Genomic DNA, 20,494 nt, shown 5'->3' on the forward strand with positions numbered 1-20,494 from the left:
TCTTCATGAAAAACAAAAGCTTTTTTGGCCGTATTCAGTAGTTGATGCTGACGTAGGGCACCTCGTCCACCTGCCACAGCTGCTTGAGGTAGACGGTGAGCACGAAGAAGAAGTTGGCCAGCAGGTTGGCGAAACGATAGAGGGTGGGGTCGAAGCGCACCCCGCTCTCTTCCAGCCGCACCAGCAGCCGCACCACCTTCTTGCTGCCGCAGCGGCACAGATGCAGGGTCGGGATCGGCTGCGGCCCTTGCGGCAGCACGAAACCGGTGACCCGGCCGCGGCTCGCCTCGTTGTAGTGATCGTAACGCCCCTTCAGCCACGCCAGATCCTCCTCGAAGATGCCGAGCCTGCCGCGCACCGAGCCGTTGAGGTTGTAGATAAGCCGCTGCAACGCCGCAAGATCCGCCTGCATGGGCGCAATCTCGGCATCCGGAGCCAGGTGTGACAACACGGCGCCCACCTGGCAGCAGAGCTCGTCGGTGGCGATCTCGTAGTCACACTGGAACTGGGTCTCGAAGATGAAGGGGTAGCAAAGCTCGCGCTTGTCTCTGGGCTTTTTCGGGTTCATGGGCTGGCCGGATCGGGAAAAAGGCCAGTTTGCCAGCCCCCGCAGGAGCTGGCAAACGGCCGGTCATGGTCCTCGATTCGAAACGGTTCAGACGCTCTTGCTGCTGGCATCCGTCGCCGGCTGGAACTGGCCGATCATCCGCAGCGCATCCAGCATCCGCTGGTTGAAGCTGGTGAAGCTGCCCACCTGGGCCGGATCGCTCTGGCCACGGGCCGCCAGCACCGCCGGCGTCAGCACCTGCTGCTGGGATGCCGGCAGCAGAGAATCCGCCTGCTGCTGCACCTGATCCAGCTTGGGCAGGTAGTCCGCCAGCGGCTTGAGCATCTCCTGCAGGGAGTGCGCCCCCTGATAGGTTTGGCTCAGCTTGAGGCTCTGCTTGAGCTTGAGCGAATAGGAGGCCAGCTGGCTGTCATCCAGCTTCAGCTCGCCCGCCTTCTTCAACAGGTCGTCGAAATTGCCGGAGAAGAAGTTGCCGGCCAGATCGTCGATCCCCTTGACCAGCTTGCCGATGGAGTCCATCTCCTCGCTGCTCAGATTGCCCTCCAGCGAGAAGCTGAAGCTCTGGCTCGACTTGAGGCTGAACTGGCTGCCGCTGTCATCCTTCTGGGACTTGGTCTGCCAGCTGTCGTTGAAGCGCAGCACCACCTTGTCACCATCCTTGGTCTGGATCTCCAGCGAGCCCTGCTGGCGGCTGGCCATCTCGGCCTGGCCCATGTCGGTGGTGGAAACCTTGCCGAAGAACTCCTTCTCGAACTGATCGAGCCCCTCCTGGATCAGTTTGTAGCTCTGATCCATGCCAGTCTTGATGTCGGAATTGTCCGCCCAGTCGCCGAGCTGCTTCCTGGCGTCGCCAAAGCCCTTGTCCACCCCCTTGCGGGCCTGCTCCATCATGCCGGTCAGGCTGTCGTCCGACTTGCCGTCGGCCCGGGCAGCCCCCAGCCGGCCGGTGACAAACTGCAGCACGTTGTCGGCCACCGACTGGAAGTCGAACAGGGTATCCGGGGTCACCGCCTCCGGCTGATCCTGTGCCTTGGGCGCCTTGTAGCCCTGGCCATTGATCTCCAGCGCGAACTGCAGCGCTTGCTGCACCAGCACCTGCGCCCATTTCGGCGCCTTGTGCAACGAGACTTCGTCCTCGTTGTTTACCGGCTTCGAGTCCGCCTGCTGGGGCGATTTGGGAGCAACACCCACTCCCTTGGGTTGGGCCGCGCCCACTCCGTCGATCTGCATAATGTGTCCTCCCACCATGCCTGTAGATCAGCTATCGGCCTGACTGAACACTTCTTGACCACAAAATACTGGACAATCTGCGGCGGCCTTTTAAAATCGGGCCCCTTTGGGTGGCTGCAGGCTTCCCCCGATTTCGACCCGGCCAGACCGGTGTGCATGTGAGGTAAATCATGACCCAATCCCAGCAGGTTTCCGCCGACCCGGCGCCCCTTCGAACCCCGGCCGACTATCAGGCCCAGCTCGACGAGAAGCGCGAGCGCCTCTGCGGGTTGTTTGCCGACTTCACCCTGCCTGCGCTGGAAGTGCACGCCTCCCCCGCCGAACACTACCGGATGCGCGCCGAGTTTCGCATCTGGCACGACGGTGACGACCTGTACCACTGCATGTATGCGCCGGCCACCAAGGAGATCATCCGGGTCGATCAGTTCCCCACCGCCAGCCGCCTCATCAACCAGCTGATGCCGGTGCTGCTGGAGGGGCTGCGCCCGCACCCCGTGCTGCGCCGCAAGCTGTTCCAGATCGACTACCTCTCCACCCAGTCCGGCCAGATCTGCGTCAGTCTGCTCTACCACCGCAAGCTGGAGAGCGAGTGGCAGCAGGCCGCCGAAGCGCTGCAGGCCGACCTGCGGGCCAAGGGATTCGAGCTGCAGCTGATTGGCCGCGCCCACAAGCAGAAGATCTGCCTGGGGGAGGAGTTCGTCATCGAGCGGCTGACCGTGCAGGGCCGCGAGCTGGTCTACAAGCAGGTGGAAAACAGCTTCACCCAGCCCAACGCCGCCATCAACGAACAGATGCTGGGCTGGGCGCTGGACGTGACCAAGGGGAGCGAGGGCGACCTGCTGGAGCTCTACTGCGGCAACGGCAACTTCTCCATCGCCCTGGCGCAGAACTTCCGCAAGGTGCTGGCCACCGAGATCGCTAAGCCGAGCGTGGACTCCGCCCAGTTCAACATCGCCGCCAACGGCGTCGACAACCTGATCATCCTGCGCATGTCGGCCGAGGAGTTCACCATGGCGATGCGTGGCGAGCGGGAGTTCAACCGCCTCAAGGGGGTGGATCTCGGCGCCTACCAGTGCAACACCATCTTCGTCGACCCGCCCCGGGCCGGCCTCGACGACGCCACCGTCAAGCTGGTGCAGGATTACGACAACATCCTCTACATCTCCTGCAACCCCGAGACCCTGCAGGCCAACATGGCAGTACTCGGCGAAACCCACGATATCGCCCGCTTCGCCCTGTTCGACCAATTCCCCTGGACTCACCATATGGAAGCCGGCGTCTATCTCAAACGCAAGGCAGGCTGATGCCGCCGGGGCATAATTCCCAGCTCGACCAGCAAAACAAGACAGGGCCCGCGGGCCCTGTTTGATTATTTAACCCTGTGCATGGGGCGGCCGGAGCCGCTATGCTGGCGGCACGCGCATCCGCGCCACAGTCTGGGTGTCATGCCACCATGCAACGCATTCTTTTTGTTGAAGATGATCCCGAGATAGGCCAGCTCATCAGCAGCTGGCTGGCCCGCCACGACATGGAGGTGCTACTGGAGCCGAGGGGCGATCGGGCGCTGGCCAGGGTCGAGGCCGAGCAACCGGACCTGGTGCTGCTCGACATCATGCTGCCAGGTCAGGATGGTCTATCCCTGTGCCGGGATCTGCGCCCGCGCTTTGCCGGCCCCATCGTCATGCTCACCTCGCTGGACAGCGACATGAACCAGATCCTGAGCCTGGAGCTGGGCGCCAACGACTACATCCTCAAGACCACGCCGCCCCCCGTGCTGCTGGCCCGGCTGCGGGTCCAGTTCCGCCAGCAGGGACAGCAGGCCCCGCAGCCCGTGGTCGCCAGCACGCCGCCCCAGCGCCTGCAGTTCGGCCGGCTGCAGATCGACGGCCCGGGCCGGGACGTGCGCCTTGACGGCGACAGCATTCCGCTCTCCACCGCCGATTTCGATCTCTTGTGGGAGCTGGCCTGCCACGCCGGCCAGATCCTGGGGCGGGAGGCGCTGTTTCGCAGCCTGCGCGGTCGCGACTACGACGGCCAGGATCGCAGCATGGACGTGGCCATCTCCCGCCTGCGCCGCAAGCTGGGGGACGATACCAGCAACCCGACCCGCATCAAGACGGTGCGCCAAAAAGGCTACCTGCTGGTGCCCCACGCCTGGGAATAAGCCCCGCCGAATGACCTTGATGCTCTCTGCTCCCTTCTCCCCTTGCGGGAGAAGGGTTGGGGATGAGGGGGCAACAAGGCAATGCCCAGACGCAACCCAGGCAAGAGGAGAGCCCGATGCGCCGCCTGTTTATCCAGTTCTATCTGCTGCTGATCGGCTGTTTCACCCTGGCCATCCTGCTGGTCGGCATGGTCTATCAGGTCACCGCCGAGCGGGCGGGAGATCGCTATCTGGAGCGGATGATGCAGGGCTCCCTCGGCCTGCTCACCGGCGAGCTGGCCCGCTTGCCGCCGGAGCACTGGCCCGCCCGCATGGCGGAGCAGAGCCGCCAGCTCACCCTGCCACTGCAGATCGGCGCCCTCGCCAACCAGCCGCTGGCCAACGAGGATCAGGCCTTTCTGGAGGCGGGCAACATCGTCATCGTCGAGGAGGATGACACCTTCCTGCAGCGCATTCCGGGCACCGATCAGGTGCTGATCGTCGGCCCCGTCCCCTATCTCTCCTACCTGCACGAACTGCACTGGGTCGACGTGGGGCTGCTGCTGGTCATCGGTCTCTCGCTGGGGCTGCCGATCCTGCTCTGGCTGCGCCCGCACTGGCGCGGCCTGCAACAGCTCGAACAGACCGCCCGCCGGGTCGGCGACGGCGATCTCTCCTGCCGCACCCGTTTGCCGCCCGGCAGCAGCCTGGGCCGGGTCGGCCGCACCTTCGACCAGATGACCGAGCAGCTGCAAGCCATGCTGGCCAGCCGCAAGCAGCTGACCGATGCCATCGCCCACGAGCTGCGCACCCCGCTGGTGCGGCTGCGCTACCGGCTCGCCATGCTGGATCCGGCGCCCTCGGCCGAGGAGCAGCAGGGGCTGGAGCGGGATCTCGGCGCGCTGGACGCCCTCATCGAGGAGATGCTCACCTACGCCAGACTCGATCGCCCCGAGCTGCCGCTGCAGTGCAGCGAGCTGGAGCTCGGCAGCTGGGCGGGCAGCCGCCTTGCCGACTGGCAGGCGCTGCGGCCGGACAAGCGGCTCGACTTCGTGCGCCCGGCCATGGCCCTGCCCTGGCGCGGCGATACTCGTCTGCTGGATCGGGCGCTGGAGAACCTCATCGGCAACGCCCTGCGCCACGCCGCCGGCCGGGTGACCCTCAGCATGGCGCGTCAGCAGGATCTCTATCTGCTGGAGGTGGCCGACGACGGCGCCGGCATCGATCCCGCACTCGCACCACAGATCTTCGAGCCCTTCGTGCGGCTGGATCAGAGCCGCGACCGACGCACCGGCGGCGCCGGGCTGGGGCTGGCCATCGTACGCAGCATCGCCCGCCACCACGGCGGTGAGGTGCAGCTGCTGCCCAGCAGCAGCGGTGCCCGTTTCTGCCTGATGCTGCCTGTACATTTGGATACAAACCGTCACCAGTCACTCACTGAACCGCAGGTCGAACAGCCCTAGGATGAAGTCATGGAGAAACGCTCCATGTCATCAACCCGAATGAGGAACTGGAATATGAACAAGCTGATCCCCCTGAGCCTGGCTGCTGTCTTCGCCCTGACCTCCGGCTTCACCATGGCTGCCACCCCGACCAAGGCTGCCGCTCCCCAGGCTACCCAGACCAAGGTCGTGAAAAAACACCACAAGGCTGCCCACGCCAAGGCGCCGGCCGTCAAGGTTGCTCCCAAGACCAAGTAATCGACCAACAAGCTTCCCGTAATAAAAAGGGGCCCCGACATGGGGCCCCTTCTGTTTTCTGCGCGCTTGCCTTGGCTCAGCCCAGCATGTAATCCGCTGGCAGGGCGATGCGGGCCACCCCGGACTCCACCGCTGCCAGTGCCACGGCACGGGCGACGCGCGGCAGCAGACGGGCATCCATCGGCTTGGGAATGACGTAGTCCTTGCCGAAGGCCAGCTCGCTGACGCCGGCGGCGGTCAGCACCTCGGCCGGTACCGGCTCCTTGGCCAGACCACGGATCGCCTCGACTGCGGCGATCTTCATGGCATCGTTGATGCGGCTGGCACGGGCGTCGAGGGCGCCGCGGAAGATGAAGGGGAAGCAGAGCACGTTGTTGATCTGGTTCGGGTAGTCGGAACGACCCGTGCCCATGATGAGATCCTTGCGCACTGCGTGAGCCAGCGCCGGCTTGATCTCGGGGTCCGGGTTGGAGCAGGCGAAGATCACCGGGTTGGGCGCCATCAGCGCCACCGCTTCGGCAGGCAGCACATCCGGGCCAGAGACACCGACGAACACGTCCGCCCCGTCGATCACCTCCATCAGGGTGCGCAGGGGGGTGTCATTGGCGAAGCGCTGCTTGTACTGGTTGAGATCGGTGCGACCGCTGTGGATGACGCCCTGACGATCCAGCATGAAGATGTTGTGGGGCTTGGCACCACACTTGATCAGCAGCTCCATGCAGGCGGTGGCGGCAGCCCCGGCGCCCATGCAGACGATGCGGCTGTCGCCAATCTGCTTGCCCTGCACTTCCAGCGCGTTGAGCAGGCCGGCGGCGGTGACGATGGCAGTACCGTGCTGATCATCGTGGAACACCGGGATGTCGCAGCGCTCGATCAGCGCCTGCTCGATCTCGAAGCACTCGGGGGCCTTGATGTCTTCCAGGTTGATACCGCCGAAGGTGTCGGCGATGGCGGCGACCGTGTCGATGAACTGGGCGCTGGTCTCGTGCTTCACTTCGATGTCGATGGCGTCGATGCCGGCAAAGCGCTTGAACAGCAGGGCCTTGCCCTCCATCACCGGCTTGGAGGCCAGCGGACCCAGATTGCCCAGCCCCAGGATGGCGGTGCCGTTGGAGATGACGGCCACCAGGTTGCCCTTGCCGGTGTAGCGGTAGGCATCAGCCGGGTTGGCGGCGATCTCGCGTACCGGCTCGGCGACGCCCGGGCTGTAGGCCAGCGCCAGATCGCGGGCGGTCTCGGCGGGCTTGGTGAGGGCGATGGCGATTTTGCCCGGCACGGGCTGGGCGTGGTAATCGAGTGCTTGTTGACGAAGATCGTGACGCTGATCGGACATGGGTGACCCCGATACGGTAGTGAATTGAGTGGTGCATTGGCTCGCCCACGGGCGAGGGCTGGGGATCATAAAGAAAACCATCGGGCTTTCACAGAGGAAAGTATCGTCACCCAGCCACTGACAAGCCAGTAATTAGCATGTCATGCCAACCAATAATACCCATTTAGTTATAGATATGGTTTCACCCCATCACCGGAATGCCGGCTTTCGCCTCCGCCTGTCTGGCGATCGCCTCCGTCATGCCCTGGAAGATGAAGAGGTGGAACGGCAGCATGGCGAGCCAGTAGGCCAGTCCCCAGGCCCCCTGTGGATGCCAGTGGGCCGTCACCTTGAGCCGGGTCAGCCCCGACTCCTCCGGCAGTATGTTGAACTCCAGCCGGCCGACGCCGGGGGCCCGCATGTTGAACAGCAGATCCAGCCTGCGCCCCTCGTCCACTCCGAGGATCTGCCAGGAGTCCAGCATGTCCCCCTTCACGAAGCGATCCGGATTGGTGCGACCGCGGGTCAGCGCCGGGCCGCCGATCAGGTGGTCCATCCATTCGCGCACCACCCACAGCTGGTTCATGTAGAAGTAGCGCTGCTCGCCCCCCAGCTGCTGCAGCACCTGCCACACCACCTCGGGCGAGGCGAGGCAGATGGCATCGCCGCTGGCGGTGCGATCATAGAAGCCGTACTCGGGATGGCGCCAGCGCAGGCCGAGCGGGGTCTCCTCCCCCTGCTGCTCGGCGCCCAGCCGCTGCTCCAGAGAGAGGCTCTCGGCCAGCGCCTCGTCGAAGCTGAGCAGGGTTTGCGGCAGCAGGGCCCGCAGCGGGCCGTCGTCGGCCGGGATGTCGTGCTTGAGGCCACCCACCAGCGCCTTGGCCACCGGCTGCGGCACCGAGGTGACAAACTGCAGCCACCAGGCGGAGAGGCGCGGGCTGAGAAACGGCAGCGGGATGATGGGGCAGCGCTTGCCGATGTGGGCGGCGAACTTCTGCAACTGCTGCTGATAGCTGAGCAGCTCGGGACCGGCGGCGTTGAAGATCTGGCCATCCACCCCGTCGGCCTCCACCAGTCCGCCCAGATAGTGCAGCAGGTTGGAGAGCGCAATGGGCGGCGTGCGCGAGCGCACCCACTTGGGCGTCACCATCATCGGCAGGTTGAACACCAGATCCCGCATCACCTCAAACGCCGCTGAGCCGGGCCCCACTATGATGCCGGCGCGCAGCTCCACCGTCGGCACGCCGGCGCTCCGAAACAGCTCGCCGCAATAACGGCGGGAGTTGAGGTGACGGCTGTTGCACTGCGCCGGCTGGATGGCGCCCAGATAGATGATGCGACGCACCCCGGCGGCGCGGGCGGCGGCGGCGAAGTTCTTCACCCCCTGCTGCTCCAGCCGGTGGAAGTCGGCCCCCGCCCCCATGGCGTGCACCAGATAGAAGACGGTGTCGATGCCGGCCAGGGCGGGCAGCAATGTGATCGGCTTGAGGCTGTCGGCAAGGCGAAACTCTACCCCGGGCGGCAGACGGCAGGGGCGCCGCGCCCCGGCAATCACCCGATAACCCAGTTCTTGCAGATGGGGTACCAGGTAAGAACCTATGTAGCCCGCCGCCCCCATCACCAGACAATCACGCATCTGCACACTCCCTGTCTTGCCCATGTTACCGCCCCTCATCTCCACCCCTGCTCCCGCAAAGGGAGAAAGGAGAGTCCCACCATAGGGCAAAGCGGGCCGTTACAGAACGCCGACCAATAAAAAAGGCGCCCATCGGGCGCCTTTTTCAGAATTCTTCAGAAGTAGAATTACTTCTTGGTGGTCATCGCACCGAAACGCTTGTTGAACTTGTCTACGCGGCCGCCGCTAGAAACTTCTTTCTGCTTGCCGGTATAGAACGGGTGGCACTCGGAGCACACGTCCAGGTTCAGATCTTTACCCAGGGTAGAGAAGGTGTTGATGACGTTACCGCAAGAGCACTTGGCGGTGATGGCTACGTAGTCAGGATGGATACCAGCTTTCATGGACAACCTCAATTATCAGGCCGTGTCGCTATCCGATCTTCTGTCGGACACCACACGATTGTTGAACACAGTTTCAAAGGCTGCGAATAATATAGGAAATGCCTGAGTTCAGGCAAGTGGCTTCGCAGAAAAAATAGGCAATCTCTGGTGAATTCTTCCCAAACGCTGGATCTGGTTCGTGTGGCTGTGCCGGTGCCGTTACGCCGTCACTTTGACTATCTCTCCCCCTTACCTTTGCCTGCTCCCGGCTGCCGGGTCGAGATCCCGTTCGGCCCGCAAACCCTGGTCGGGCTGGTGGTGGATCACCCCGTCGACAGCCAGGTGCCGCGCAACAAGCTCAAGCCGCTCAAACGCGTGCTTGATAGCGCCCCCGTGCTGGGGCCCGACATTCTGGCGCTGATGAACTGGAGCGCCAGCTACTACCAGCATCCATTGGGGGAGGTGCTGCCCCACGCCCTGCCGGTGCTGGTGCGCAAGGGGGAGCCCGCCGCCTATCGCGAACTGGAATTCTGGTTCGCCACCGAGGCCGGCATGGCGATCGATCTCAACGAGCTCAAGCGGGCCGCCAAACAGCAGCAGGCCCTCGCCCTGCTGCGCAAGGGGCCGCAGACCCCCTCCGCCCTCAAGCAGGAGGAGATTTCGAGCGCCGCCCTCACCGCGCTGGAGAAGAAGGGACTGCTGGAGAAGCGCTCGCTGGAGCCGAGCCATGACGGCGACTGGGTCGCCCGCTTCGAGCCGGGTGAGGGGCTGCGCCTCAACGGCGAGCAGGCGCTGGCGGTCTCCGCCGTCACCAGCCAGAGCGACCAGTTTGGTGCCTTCCTGCTGGATGGCATCACCGGCTCCGGCAAGACCGAGGTTTATCTGAGCATCCTCGAGCCCCTGCTCAAGGCAGGCAAGCAGGCACTGGTGATGGTGCCCGAGATCGGCCTCACTCCGCAGACCATCAACCGCTTCCGGCGCCGCTTCAACGTGCCGGTGGTAGCGATGAACTCCGCCATGAACGACCGGGAGCGGCTCGACGCCTGGCTCGCCTGCCGCGACGGCGGTGCCGCCATCCTGATCGGCACCCGCTCCGCGGTGTTCACCCCGTTTCACAACCTCGGCATCATCATCATCGACGAGGAGCACGACGGCTCCTTCAAGCAGCAGGACGGTTTTCGCTACCACGCGCGGGATCTGGCGGTGATGCGGGCTCATCGTGCCGGTATCCCCATTTTGCTTGGCTCGGCTACCCCGTCGCTGGAGACGCTGCACAACGCCCGCAGCGGCAAGTATCACCACCTCACGCTCACTCGCCGCGCCGGTAACGCCCAGACTGCTCGTCAGGTGATCCTGGACATCAAGAATGTGCGGCTGCAGGCCGGGCTCTCCCCCCAGCTGGAGCAGCTGATGGCGGAACATCTGGCGGCGGGCAATCAGGTGATGCTGTTTCTCAACCGCCGTGGCTATGCCCCGGCTCTGATTTGCCACCAATGCGGCTGGAGCGCCGCCTGCGAGCGCTGTGACGCCTGGTACACTTGGCATCAGGCCGGGCGGCGGCTGCACTGCCACCACTGCGACAGCGTCCGACCCCTTCCCCACCACTGCCCCGAGTGCGGCAGCAACGAACTAATCGGCTCCGGCGTTGGCACCGAACAGCTGGAGCAGCTGCTTAGCACCGTGTTCCCGCAATATCCGGTGGTGCGCATCGATCGGGACAACACCCGTCGCAAGGGGGAGTTGGAAACCCACCTCGGCGACATCAAGGCGGGCAAGTACAAGATCCTGATCGGTACCCAGATGCTGGCCAAGGGCCACCACTTCCCGGATGTGACGTTGGTGGGGCTGCTGGATGTGGATGGCGCCCTGTTCAGCGCCGATTTTCGCGCAGCCGAGAAGCTGGCCCAGCTCTACACCCAGGTGGCGGGCCGCGCCGGCCGCGCCAGCAAGCCGGGGTTGGTGGTGCTACAGAGCCACCATCCGGAGCACGCCCTGCTGCAGGATCTGACCCAGAACGGCTATGGCCACTTCGCCGACACGGCGCTGAAAGAGCGCCGCCTGCTGGGGCTGCCACCGTTCAGCTATCAGGGGCTGTTTCGGGCCGAGGCCAACGGCCGCGACGAGGTGCAGCTGTTCCTCAGCCGCCTCGCCGATACCCTGCGCAGCGCCCGTTATCCCCATGTTCAGGTGCTGGGGCCCATCAGCGGCTTCATGGAGCGCAAGGCGGGCAAGTTTCGCATGCAGTTGCTGGTGCAGGGGCCGAACCGGGCGCCACTGGCCCAGTTGCTGGATTGGGCGGTGAAGGAGCTGGAGGGGTGGCCCGAGACCAAACGGGTGCGCTGGAGCCTCGACATCGACCCCACCGAGCTGAATTGAGTCAGGTTCTGGTCGCAGAGGGTGAAACGGCCGCCGACGTGCGGCGTCAGCGACCGGGTTTGCCATGCGGGTGCGGGGGTCAGACCCGCAGGTCGACCTGCTGCACCCAGCCTCCCTTGCCCTGCTCGGTCACATAGAGACCGGACTGGCGCAGCACCCCTTGATTGCCGCTTTCCCCCAGATGGTTGAAGGGGGTCTCGAGAGGATGCAACAGGATGGCGCCGATCCCCAGCTCCACCAGGGCAATAGGAGACTGTTCCGGTTGCCAGAACTGCAGCGCCGAGAACTGGCTGTCCCGCTCGTCCAGCACCCCGTTCCCATCCTCATCCAGGGTCGCCAGCTCGCCAAAACCGTTGCCGGAGCGGGCCCCGAACAGCTCGCCGCCATCATCTATGGTACCGTTGCCGTTGCGATCCAGCGCCACGAAGCCGCTCCCCTCACTCAGGCCGGGCAGGCTGTCCGCCTTGCCATCCTGATCGATGTCGAAATTGACCCGGGCGTCGGTCAGGCCGGCTATCTTGCCGTCCAGGCTGAGCACCAGCGGATCCTTGAGGGCATTGAGGGTGGTACGGCGCTGGCTGATGTCGAGCTGGCGCCAGTCCAGCACAAAACCCAGATCCAGCTGCAGGGTCTGGCCATCCTGGGTCTGCACGTTTGCCGCCGCCACCACGTTGAGCTGCTCTTTTTGCAGCAGGCTGTCGGTCACCTCCACCAACTGATCCGGCTCGGCGGCGGACTGAGTCCCCTCACCCGTCGGCGCGGGTACTCCCTCCGCGCTCTGGTCGGCCGGTTTGATCGGATCCGGCAACTCTATCTCGTGGCCCAGCATCGCCTCGATCATCAGCTTGATGAGCCGCTGGCGGTTGTCGAGCCCGTCGTTGGGAATGCCATCCTGCTCGCCCTTGCCGGCCTCGGCAGGCTTGGCGGGTGCCGGTGTGGGGGCCGCTGGCACCGGGCCGGCAGCAGTACGGCTGACCATCTGCAGCGTCAGCAGGCTGCTGCGGGTGAAGGTGAGCTGGCTGCTGCCTGCCGCAGGCGTCGAGTCCGCCGGCACCGTGGCAGGGGACTGCACCTGGCTGGCAGCCGGCACGGGGCCGAGCCGGCGCACCTTGCGGGACTGCGCCTGTTGCTGCTGGTATTGCACCTCCCCCTGGAGGTCGTAGTGATCGATGCGCATATCTTCGCCCTCGGCGCCATACATCTGGTCAGTTATCGACCAGCTGCCGGGGTAGGCTTAACACCGATTGGCTATATCAGGAGGCTGCGGCATCGGCATCTGCACATAACCGCCCCCGCTGGCGGCAATGAAAAGGGAAGCCTAAGCCTCCCTTGTCGTTCATGCTGCCACCGTGGTCATTGCGCCGGTTGGGAGACCCCTTCCAGCCGCACTTCCACTCGCCGATCCGGTGCCAGACAGGCGATCAGCGCCGGTTTGGAGCCGCTGCTGCAGTTGTTGCCGGTGATCGGAGAGGACTTGCCGCGCCCCTCGACCCGCACCTTGTCGGCAAACAGTCCCTTGGCGATCAGGTAGTCGGCGACGCTGCGGGCGCGCTGCTCGGAGAGCGCCTGGTTGTAGGCGTCAGAGCCGATGCGATCGGTGTGGCCGATCACGGTCGCCACCCCGTCTTTCGGATTGGCCGCCACTATCTGGCTGAACAGGTTGTCGAGCGCCTGGCTGGCAGCCGGCTTCAGGGTCGCCTTGTTGAACTCGAACAGTACGTCCGAGCTCAGGCTGAAGGTCTTGGGCACCACCACCACGGCGGGAGCCGGCGCCGCAGCCGGGGCCGGAGCAGGCGCCGCCACTTCGCCACCCTGCTGGCCGAAGCGATAGAGCATGGCAAACGCCAGCATGCCGTTGTCCATCTCGATGCCGGAACGATCGAGGGAGGTATCCCCGAGCGGGGTGGTGTACTGGTATTCGAGGCGGGCGGCCCAGTCACGGTCGATGGCGTATTCAGTCCCCAGCGCCCCGACGAACACGGCGCCATGCTTGTTGCCGGTATCCTTGATGAAGTCGGTGGCCGTCTGGGCCGACAATTCGCTGTTGGTCCAGGCGTAGCCGCCGCCGAGCCGGCCGTAGAGATCCAGCGCATCGTTGACCGGGAACCCTATCTTCATGGTGGTCTGGATCATCTGGCTCTTGGCTTCTCCTTCTACCCTCACCCCGCTCAATTCGCCGGACGAGGTGTACTTGCCGAACCAGTCATAGCCGAATTCGAAGCCCAGGTTGGGGTTGAGCTGATAGCCGGCAAAGGCGCCCAGCCCGAGCGTATCCTTGCTGGTACTGGTGTTCTGCAGTGCCCCCAGGGTGTCGGAGACGACCTGCTTCTGATCCACGTCGAAGAACTTGGACCAGCCGGCCTTGCCGCCGACGTACCAGGTGTTGTCCTGAGCGGCAGCCTGCACGGCCCCGCTGACGAGCAGGCCGCTGACCAGCACGGCAAGTATCGATTTGTTCATGGTGAAAGCCTCTGCAATGAGTCGTGATGGGCGCTCTTGCGCCTCTCTTCCCTGATGGGGCAAACCCGGCCCCGTCCATCAGGTTATCCCATCTGTTGCCAGCCTCAAATGACTTGGGACTCAAGAGTGTGAAGCACCCGGCATTCCCGGCAGGAAAACGCCCCATGCAGGGGGTATCCGCGGATGTGCCGGCCAGCGCCATGAAAAAGGGAGGCCAATGGCCTCCCTCTTACTGCTTGCAACGCACCTAACTGGCCAGAAACAGCCGGTAGGCGGGATCGTCGCTCACCTCTTTCCAGCCGTAGCCAATCTCGTGCAGGTAGTCGTGGAAGGCGGCCACGTCCTCGTCCGGCAGCTCGAAGGCGCAGAGCACCCGGCCATAGTCGGCACCGTGGTTGCGGTAGTGGAACAGGCTGATGTTCCAGCGGCAACCCAGGGTCTCCAGAAAGCGCATCAGGGCGCCAGGCTGCTCCGGAAACTTGAAGCTGTAGAGACGTTCACCAAGGGGCCGGGCCGGGCGGCCGCCAATCATGTAGCGCACGTGGTTCTTGGCCAGCTCGCTCTCGGTCATGTTGACCACCGGATAGCCATTGCCGCCGAGCTGATCGATGATCTGACCCAGCTCCTCGTCACCGCCGGTGAGGCGCACCGAGACGAACAGGGAAGCCTGCTCGGCATCCGCATAGCGGTAGTTGAACTCGGTCACCATGCGCGGCCCAAGCTGACGGCAGAAGTCGAGGAAGGCCCCCTTGCGCTCGGGGATGGTCACCGCCAACATGCCCTCGCGCTTCTCGCCGATCTCGCAGCGCTCCGACACGTAACGCAGGCTGTGGAAGTTGACGTTGGCGCCGGAGAGAATGGCCGCCATCCGCCCCCCTTTCACCTGCTCCCGCTCGCTGTAGGCCTTGAGGCCGGCCAGCGACAGGGCTCCCGATGGCTCGGCGATGGCGCGGCAGTCGTCGAAGATGTCTTTCAGCGCGGCGCAGATCTGGTCGTTGGAGACGGTCACCACCTCGTCCAGATACTGATTGCACAGCCGGAAGGTCTCCTCGCCGATGCGCTTGACCGCCACCCCGTCCGCAAACAGCGAGACCCGCTCCAGATTGACCGGCTCACCGGCCGCCAGCGCGGCCTTGAGGCAGGCGGAGCCCTCCGCTTCCACCCCGATCACCTTCACATCCGGCAGCAGCTGTTTGATGTAGACCGCCACCCCGGCAGCCAACCCGCCGCCGCCCACCGGTACGAAGACGTGGGTGAGGTGGGTATCCTGCTCCAGCAGCTCCTTGCCGATGGTGCCCTGGCCGGCGATCACCTCGACGTCGTCAAACGGCGGGATCAGGGTGTAGCCCTCCAACTCGGCGAGGCGGCGACTCTCGCCATAGGCCTCGTCGAAGCTGTTGCCAAACAGCATGACGTTGCCGCCCTGCCGGCGCACCGCGTCGATCTTGATGTCCGGCGTGGTCTTGGGCATCACGATGATCGCCTTGATGCCGAGCTTGGCGGCCGACAGGGCGACCCCCTGGGCGTGGTTGCCGGCGGAGGCGGCGATGACGCCGCGCTCCTTCTGCTCCTCGGTCAGGGTGGCGATCTTGTGGTAGGCGCCGCGCAGCTTGAAGGAGTGGACCGGTTGCAGATCCTCCCGCTTCAGGCTGACGTGATTGCCGAGCCGCTCGGAGAGCTTCTTCAGGGTTTGCAGGGGGGTGACTCGCGCCGCCTCATAGACGGGAGAGAGCAACACCTTGCGTAGATAATCCGCCGCAGAGACCATGGTTTATTCCCCCAGCATCGAACGATCGCGCACCGCACCCTTGTCGGCACTGGTGGCGAACATGGCGTAGGCGCGCAGGGCAAAGGAGACCTGACGCTGACGATCGAGCGGCTTCCAGCCACGGGCTTCCACGGCAACGCGGCGGGCAGCCAGCACGCTGTCGGCCACCTCCAGCACCATGCTGCGGGCCGGGATGTCGATGTTGATGATGTCGCCATCCTCCACCAGACCGATAGTGCCACCGGAGGCCGCCTCCGGCGAGACGTGGCCGATGGAAAGGCCCGAGGTGCCGCCGGAGAAGCGGCCGTCGGTGATGAGGGCGCACGCCTTGCCGAGTCCCATGGATTTCAGATAGGTGGTGGGATAGAGCATCTCCTGCATGCCGGGGCCCCCTTTCGGCCCTTCGTAGCGGATCACCACCACTTCGCCGGCCTTGACGGTGCCATCCAGAATGCCGGCGACCGCCGTGTCCTGGCTCTCGAATACCCGGGCCGGGCCACGGAAGGTGAGGTTCTCCTCATCCACCCCGGCGGTCTTGACGATGGCACCGTTCAGCGCCAGGTTGCCGGCGAGCACGGCCAGGCCCCCTTCCAGGCTGTAGGCGTTGTCCAGCGAGCGTATGCAGCCTTCGGCTCTGTCCAGATCCAGCTCGGGCCAGCGGCAATCCTGACTGAACGCCTTGGTGGTGCGGATACCGGCAGGCCCGGCGCGGTAGAAGTCCACCACCTCCTGGCTGGGCTGGCGGCTGACGTCGTATTCGGCCAGCAGCTCCACCAGCGAGGTGCCCAGCACGTTGCGGGTATCCCCGTGCACTAGGCCCGCTTTTTCCAGCTGGCCCAGGATGGCGACCACGCCGCCGGCGCGGTGCACATCTTCCATATGGTATTTCTGGGTAGAAGGCGCCACCTTGCACAGCTGCGGTACCTTGCGCGACATGCGGTCGATGTCGGCCATGGTGAAGTCGACGCCCGCCTCCTGGGCCGCCGCCAGCAGGTGCAGCACGGTATTGGTGGAGCCGCCCATGGCAATGTCGAGCGCCATGGCATTCTCGAACGCCGCCTTGGTGGCGATGTTGCGCGGCAGCGCCGAGGCATCCTCCTGCTCATACCAGCGCTTGGCCAGGGTCACGATACGCTGGCCCGCCAGCTTGAACAGCTGCTCGCGGTCGCTGTGGGTCGCCAGCAGCGAGCCGTTGCCCGGCTGGGAGAGACCCAGCGCCTCGGTCAGACAGTTCATGGAGTTGGCGGTAAACATGCCGGAGCAGGAGCCGCAGGTGGGGCAGGCGCTGCGTTCCACCTGTTCGCTCTGGGCGTCGGAAACCTTGGGGTCGGCGCCCTGGATCATGGCGTCCACCAGATCCAGCTTGATGATCTGGTCGGAGAGCTTGGTCTTGCCCGCTTCCATCGGGCCGCCGGAGACGAAGATCACCGGGATGTTGATGCGCAGGGCGGCCATCAGCATCCCCGGGGTGATCTTGTCGCAGTTGGAGATGCAGACCATGGCGTCGGCGCAGTGGGCGTTGACCATGTACTCCACCGAGTCGGCGATAAGCTCGCGGGACGGCAGGGAGTAGAGCATGCCGCCGTGGCCCATGGCGATGCCGTCATCCACGGCGATGGTGTTGAACTCCTTGGCGACGCCGCCGGCGGCTTCAATCTCTCGCGCCACCAGCTGACCCAGATCCTTGAGGTGGACGTGACCCGGCACGAACTGGGTGAAGGAGTTGACCACGGCGATGATGGGCTTGCCGAAATCCTGATCGGTCATTCCGGTGGCACGCCACAGGGCGCGGGCCCCGGCCATGTTACGTCCGTGGGTGGTGGTGGCGGATCTCAACTTCGGCATGTCTCTACTCCCTGAATGCCCAGCGGGCTCATTATCTTTGGAAATGAAAAAGTGACTCTCGGATCGGGAATCGATCCTGGTGAGGGCACAGCGCAGTGCCCTCACCGGAAGCGACTCGGGGAGGCACAGCGCCTCCCCTCTCTCATCAGTCGTTGACTGGCGTCAGCCAGCCCCACTTGTCTTCGGTCTGACCGTTGAACAGGCCGAAGAAGGCGTTTTGCAGCTGCTCGGTCACCGGGCCGCGGCAGCCAGCGCCCACCTTCATCCGATCGACGGAGCGCACCGGGGTCACCTCGGCGGCCGTGCCGGTCATGAAGATTTCGTCTGCCACATAGAGCGCCTCGCGGGGCAGCGCCTGCTCGCGCACCTCATAACCCAGATCGCGGGCCAGCGTCATGATGGTGTCGCGGGTGATGCCGGGCAGGATGGCGGCGGTAGCGGGCGGGGTGAACAGCACACCGTTCTTCACTAGGAACAGGTTCTCCCCCGCCCCTTCGCTCAGATAGCCGTTCACATCCAGAGCCAACCCCTCGGCGAAGCCGTTGCGCTTGGCCTCCCGGCTGATCAGCTGGGAGGAGAGATAGTTGCCGCCGGCCTTGGCGCCGGTGGGAATGGTGTTGGGAGCGAGCCGGTTCCAGGAGGTGACACAGACATCCACCCCGTTTTTCAGCCCCTCCTCCCCCAGATAGGCGCCCCAGGGCAGAGCGGCTACCATCAGGTCGGCCTTGGCATCCAGCGGCGGATGCAGCCCCAGCCCCACGTTGCCGACAAAGGCCAGCGGGCGCAGATAGCCGCTCTTCAGGCCGTTCTCGCGCACCACGGTGCGGCAGGCTTCATTCACGTCGGCCTCGCTGTAGGGAACGTCCATCCAGTAGATCTTGGCGGAGTCGAACAGGCGGCGGGTGTGCTCCTGCAGACGGAAGATGCAGGTGCCCTTGGGGGTATCGTAGGCGCGCACCCCTTCGAACACCGAGGAGCCGTAATGCAGGGCGTGGCTCATCACGTGCACCTGGGCATCCTGCCAGGGCACCAGTTTGCCGTTGAACCAGATGTATTGCGGGTGAGTGGTGGATTGGGAAGGCTGTGACATTGGCTTGGCTCCTTAAGCTCTGATCCGGGGTTGCTGTTCCAGTGCATCGACCCGGGAAACGTCCACCAGCTTCACCAACTGGCTCCACAACTGCTGGATAGGACGCACCGACTCGACAGTAACCGTGATCCGCAGTTGTTGGCAATCCTGCTCCATGTTGAGGGCGCAGAGGTTGAAACCGCGGTGACGAACCACCCGCAGCACCCGCTCCATCACTTCGGGTCTGGGCTGGGCATGGATTTGCAAGGTATTGAACTGACTCATGGGCGTTGCTCCATCATCTGGTGGTTGGCGACTCCTGGCGGAACCAGGGGCCAGACGTTTTCTTCCTCTGAAATGGCCACATGCAGCAGGTAGGCACTCTCGCTGGCCAGCAGGCGATCGAGGGCGCCGGCTATCTGATCCTTGCATGTGATGGTTTCGCCGGGGATGCCGAAGGCGGCAGCCAGGGCGATGAAATCGGGGTTGTCGGAGAGGATGGTCTCGCTGTAGCGGCCGTCGAAGAACAGCTCCTGCCACTGGCGCACCATGCCGAGGCGCTGGTTGTCCAGCAGCACCATCTTCACCTTGAGCTGGGCCCGGCGGATGGTGCCGAGCTCCTGCACGTTCATCATGAAGGAGCCATCACCGCTCACCAGCACCACTTCATCTTCGGGGCGCGACATCTTGGCGCCGATGGCGGCCGGCAGGCCGAAGCCCATGGTGCCGAGACCGGCGCTGGAGAGGTGGTTGCGCGGACTGGTGAAGCGCATGTGCTGGGCCACCCACATCTGGTGCTGACCCACGTCGCAGGCCACCACGCTGGTCTCCGGCAACCTGGCAGAGAGCTGCTTGAGCAGCGCCGGGGCATAGATGGGCTGACCGGGGTGGTCGTAGCGAAAGGCATACTCGCGGGCCATGTTCGCGCAATGCTCACGCCATGGGTCGATGGAGAGGGACATGGCGAGGCGCGGCAGCACCTGTTTGAGATCCTGAGTGATGCCCACCTCGGCGGCGCGGCGCTTGCCGAACTCGGCGGCATCCACATCGAGGTGGATCACCTTGGCTTCGGGGGCGAACTCCTCCAGCTTGCCGGTCACCCTATCGTCGAAACGGGCGCCCACCACCAGCAACAGGTCGCACTGCTGCACCGCGTAGTTGGCGGCCTTGGTGCCGTGCATGCCGAGCATGCCGAGATAAACGGGGCTGTCGGGGTCGAGCGCTCCTATCCCCTTGAGGGTGGTGACCGCAGGCATACCGGTGGCGGCGGCAAAATCGCGCAGCTGCTGCTCGGCATTGGCCATGCCCACCCCGCCACCGACGTAGAGCACCGGGCGCTCGGCGGAGGCCAGCAGGGTGCGGGCGGCCGTCAGTTCGGCCTGGCTCAGATGCTCGGGCTCTGCCACCGCAAACAGCGGGCTCTGGGCAGGCACCGCGGCCAGTTGCACATCCTTGGGCAGGTCGATCAGCACCGGGCCTGGGCGCCCTTCACTGGCGATGGCGAAGGCCTCGGTGATGACCCGCGGCAGATCGGCCACATCGGTCACCATGAAGGAGTGCTTGGTGCAGGAGAGAGACATGCCGAGCACGTCGACCTCCTGAAACGCATCGGTCCCGACGGCGGCACAGGGCACCTGACCGCTGATGGCCACCAGCGGCACCGAATCGAGCAGCGCCTCCGCGAGGCCAGTTACCAGGTTGGTGGCGCCGGGGCCGGAGGTGGCGATGCAGACCCCCACCTGACCGGAAGCGCGGGCATAACCTACCGCCGCCATGGCGGCACCCTGCTCATGGCGGCAGAGCTGATGGGCCAGGCCACCGTCATACAGGGCATCGTAGACCGGCATGATGGCCCCGCCCGGGTAACCAAACACCTGAGTCACACCCTGTTGTTTGAGAGCCTGTACCAAAAACTGCGCGCCGTTCATCTGCAAAATCCTGTCCTTTGGTCGAAAAAAAACCCCCGAGCTGTGAGGCTCGGGGGTCGCTTGTTTCGTTCTGTCCGGTGGTGGGTCTATCCCTTGT

General features: G+C 64.7%; 17 protein-coding genes. 5 read left to right on the top strand and 12 right to left on the bottom strand.

Features of this window, described 5'->3' with window-relative positions; all coding sequences use genetic code 11:
• Positions 1 to 34 precede the first annotated feature (34 nt).
• Both PG900_RS17435 and PG900_RS17440 read right to left on the bottom strand, forming a co-directional pair.
• Positions 35 to 568 (bottom strand): ATP--cob(I)alamin adenosyltransferase, encoded by a 534-nt coding sequence (locus tag PG900_RS17435; protein ID WP_270831919.1) that lies wholly within the window; start codon positions 566 to 568, stop codon positions 35 to 37.
• Between the two features lie 87 nt (positions 569 to 655).
• Positions 656 to 1,798 carry a DUF5610 domain-containing protein gene (locus tag PG900_RS17440; protein WP_016352342.1) on the bottom strand — a complete coding sequence of 381 codons (1,143 nt, stop codon included), beginning with the start codon at positions 1,796 to 1,798 and terminating at the stop codon, positions 656 to 658.
• 170 nt (positions 1,799 to 1,968) lie between these two features.
• Here PG900_RS17440 and trmA point away from each other — a divergent pair, with 170 nt between their 5' ends.
• The 4 genes from trmA (at position 1,969) to PG900_RS17460 (ending at position 5,641) form a co-directional block, all read left to right on the top strand.
• The gene (gene trmA, locus PG900_RS17445; RefSeq protein WP_270799636.1) at positions 1,969 to 3,102 is read left to right on the top strand and encodes a tRNA (uridine(54)-C5)-methyltransferase TrmA; all 1,134 of its coding nucleotides are present in this window, start codon (positions 1,969 to 1,971) and stop codon (positions 3,100 to 3,102) included.
• A gap of 149 nt (positions 3,103 to 3,251) precedes the next feature.
• Positions 3,252 to 3,962 (top strand): two-component system response regulator RstA, encoded by a 711-nt coding sequence (gene rstA, locus PG900_RS17450; RefSeq protein WP_025202500.1) that lies wholly within the window; start codon positions 3,252 to 3,254, stop codon positions 3,960 to 3,962.
• A gap of 116 nt (positions 3,963 to 4,078) precedes the next feature.
• Positions 4,079 to 5,404: a two-component system sensor histidine kinase RstB gene (gene rstB, locus PG900_RS17455; RefSeq protein WP_017409702.1), complete on the top strand. Its 1,326-nt coding sequence runs from the start codon at positions 4,079 to 4,081 to the stop codon at positions 5,402 to 5,404.
• 54 nt (positions 5,405 to 5,458) lie between these two features.
• On the top strand, positions 5,459 to 5,641 hold the full coding sequence (locus PG900_RS17460) for a hypothetical protein (RefSeq protein WP_010635722.1): 183 nt from the start codon (positions 5,459 to 5,461) through the stop codon (positions 5,639 to 5,641).
• A 76-nt stretch (positions 5,642 to 5,717) separates the two neighbouring features.
• Here PG900_RS17460 and PG900_RS17465 read toward each other — a convergent pair whose 3' ends face one another.
• The 3 genes from PG900_RS17465 to rpmE all read right to left on the bottom strand — a co-directional run bounded on the left by PG900_RS17465 (position 5,718) and on the right by rpmE (position 8,972).
• Entirely contained in the window at positions 5,718 to 6,974 is a 1,257-nt protein-coding gene (locus PG900_RS17465; RefSeq protein WP_024945532.1) for a malic enzyme-like NAD(P)-binding protein, read from the bottom strand.
• Between the two features lie 181 nt (positions 6,975 to 7,155).
• Positions 7,156 to 8,589 carry a DUF2867 domain-containing protein gene (locus PG900_RS17470; RefSeq protein WP_065475069.1) on the bottom strand — a complete coding sequence of 478 codons (1,434 nt, stop codon included), beginning with the start codon at positions 8,587 to 8,589 and terminating at the stop codon, positions 7,156 to 7,158.
• 167 nt (positions 8,590 to 8,756) lie between these two features.
• A complete protein-coding gene (gene rpmE, locus PG900_RS17475; protein WP_016352348.1) occupies positions 8,757 to 8,972 on the bottom strand; it encodes a 50S ribosomal protein L31 in 216 nt (71 codons plus the stop codon).
• A gap of 147 nt (positions 8,973 to 9,119) precedes the next feature.
• On the opposite strand from rpmE, the gene priA reads away from it, so the two are divergent.
• On the top strand, positions 9,120 to 11,327 hold the full coding sequence (priA, locus tag PG900_RS17480) for a primosomal protein N' (RefSeq protein WP_270831921.1): 2,208 nt from the start codon (positions 9,120 to 9,122) through the stop codon (positions 11,325 to 11,327).
• A gap of 79 nt (positions 11,328 to 11,406) precedes the next feature.
• Here priA and PG900_RS17485 read toward each other — a convergent pair whose 3' ends face one another.
• From PG900_RS17485 to ilvG, 7 genes are all read right to left on the bottom strand, one after another.
• Positions 11,407 to 12,528 carry a hypothetical protein gene (locus tag PG900_RS17485; protein WP_270799625.1) on the bottom strand — a complete coding sequence of 374 codons (1,122 nt, stop codon included), beginning with the start codon at positions 12,526 to 12,528 and terminating at the stop codon, positions 11,407 to 11,409.
• Between the two features lie 152 nt (positions 12,529 to 12,680).
• Positions 12,681 to 13,787 (bottom strand): porin OmpA, encoded by a 1,107-nt coding sequence (gene ompA / locus PG900_RS17490; protein ID WP_270831922.1) that lies wholly within the window; start codon positions 13,785 to 13,787, stop codon positions 12,681 to 12,683.
• A 247-nt stretch (positions 13,788 to 14,034) separates the two neighbouring features.
• Positions 14,035 to 15,555 carry a threonine ammonia-lyase, biosynthetic gene (gene ilvA / locus PG900_RS17495; RefSeq protein WP_029304971.1) on the bottom strand — a complete coding sequence of 507 codons (1,521 nt, stop codon included), beginning with the start codon at positions 15,553 to 15,555 and terminating at the stop codon, positions 14,035 to 14,037.
• 3 nt (positions 15,556 to 15,558) lie between these two features.
• Positions 15,559 to 17,400, bottom strand: coding sequence for a dihydroxy-acid dehydratase (gene ilvD, locus PG900_RS17500; protein ID WP_103827656.1), 1,842 nt, complete (start codon positions 17,398 to 17,400; stop codon positions 15,559 to 15,561).
• Between the two features lie 145 nt (positions 17,401 to 17,545).
• The gene (locus PG900_RS17505; protein WP_242796966.1) at positions 17,546 to 18,490 is read right to left on the bottom strand and encodes a branched-chain amino acid transaminase; all 945 of its coding nucleotides are present in this window, start codon (positions 18,488 to 18,490) and stop codon (positions 17,546 to 17,548) included.
• Between the two features lie 12 nt (positions 18,491 to 18,502).
• Complete coding sequence (ilvM, locus tag PG900_RS17510; RefSeq protein WP_005306810.1) at positions 18,503 to 18,754, bottom strand: acetolactate synthase 2 small subunit; 252 nt, start codon at positions 18,752 to 18,754, stop codon at positions 18,503 to 18,505.
• Positions 18,751 to 20,397 (bottom strand): acetolactate synthase 2 catalytic subunit, encoded by a 1,647-nt coding sequence (gene ilvG, locus PG900_RS17515; RefSeq protein ID WP_168968153.1) that lies wholly within the window; start codon positions 20,395 to 20,397, stop codon positions 18,751 to 18,753. The genes ilvM and ilvG overlap by 4 nt, the downstream gene beginning before the upstream one ends.
• Between the last annotated feature and the right edge of the window lie 97 nt (positions 20,398 to 20,494).

This window comes from Aeromonas sp. QDB03, assembly GCF_027707985.1.
Classification (GTDB): Bacteria; Pseudomonadota; Gammaproteobacteria; order Enterobacterales; family Aeromonadaceae; genus Aeromonas; species Aeromonas hydrophila.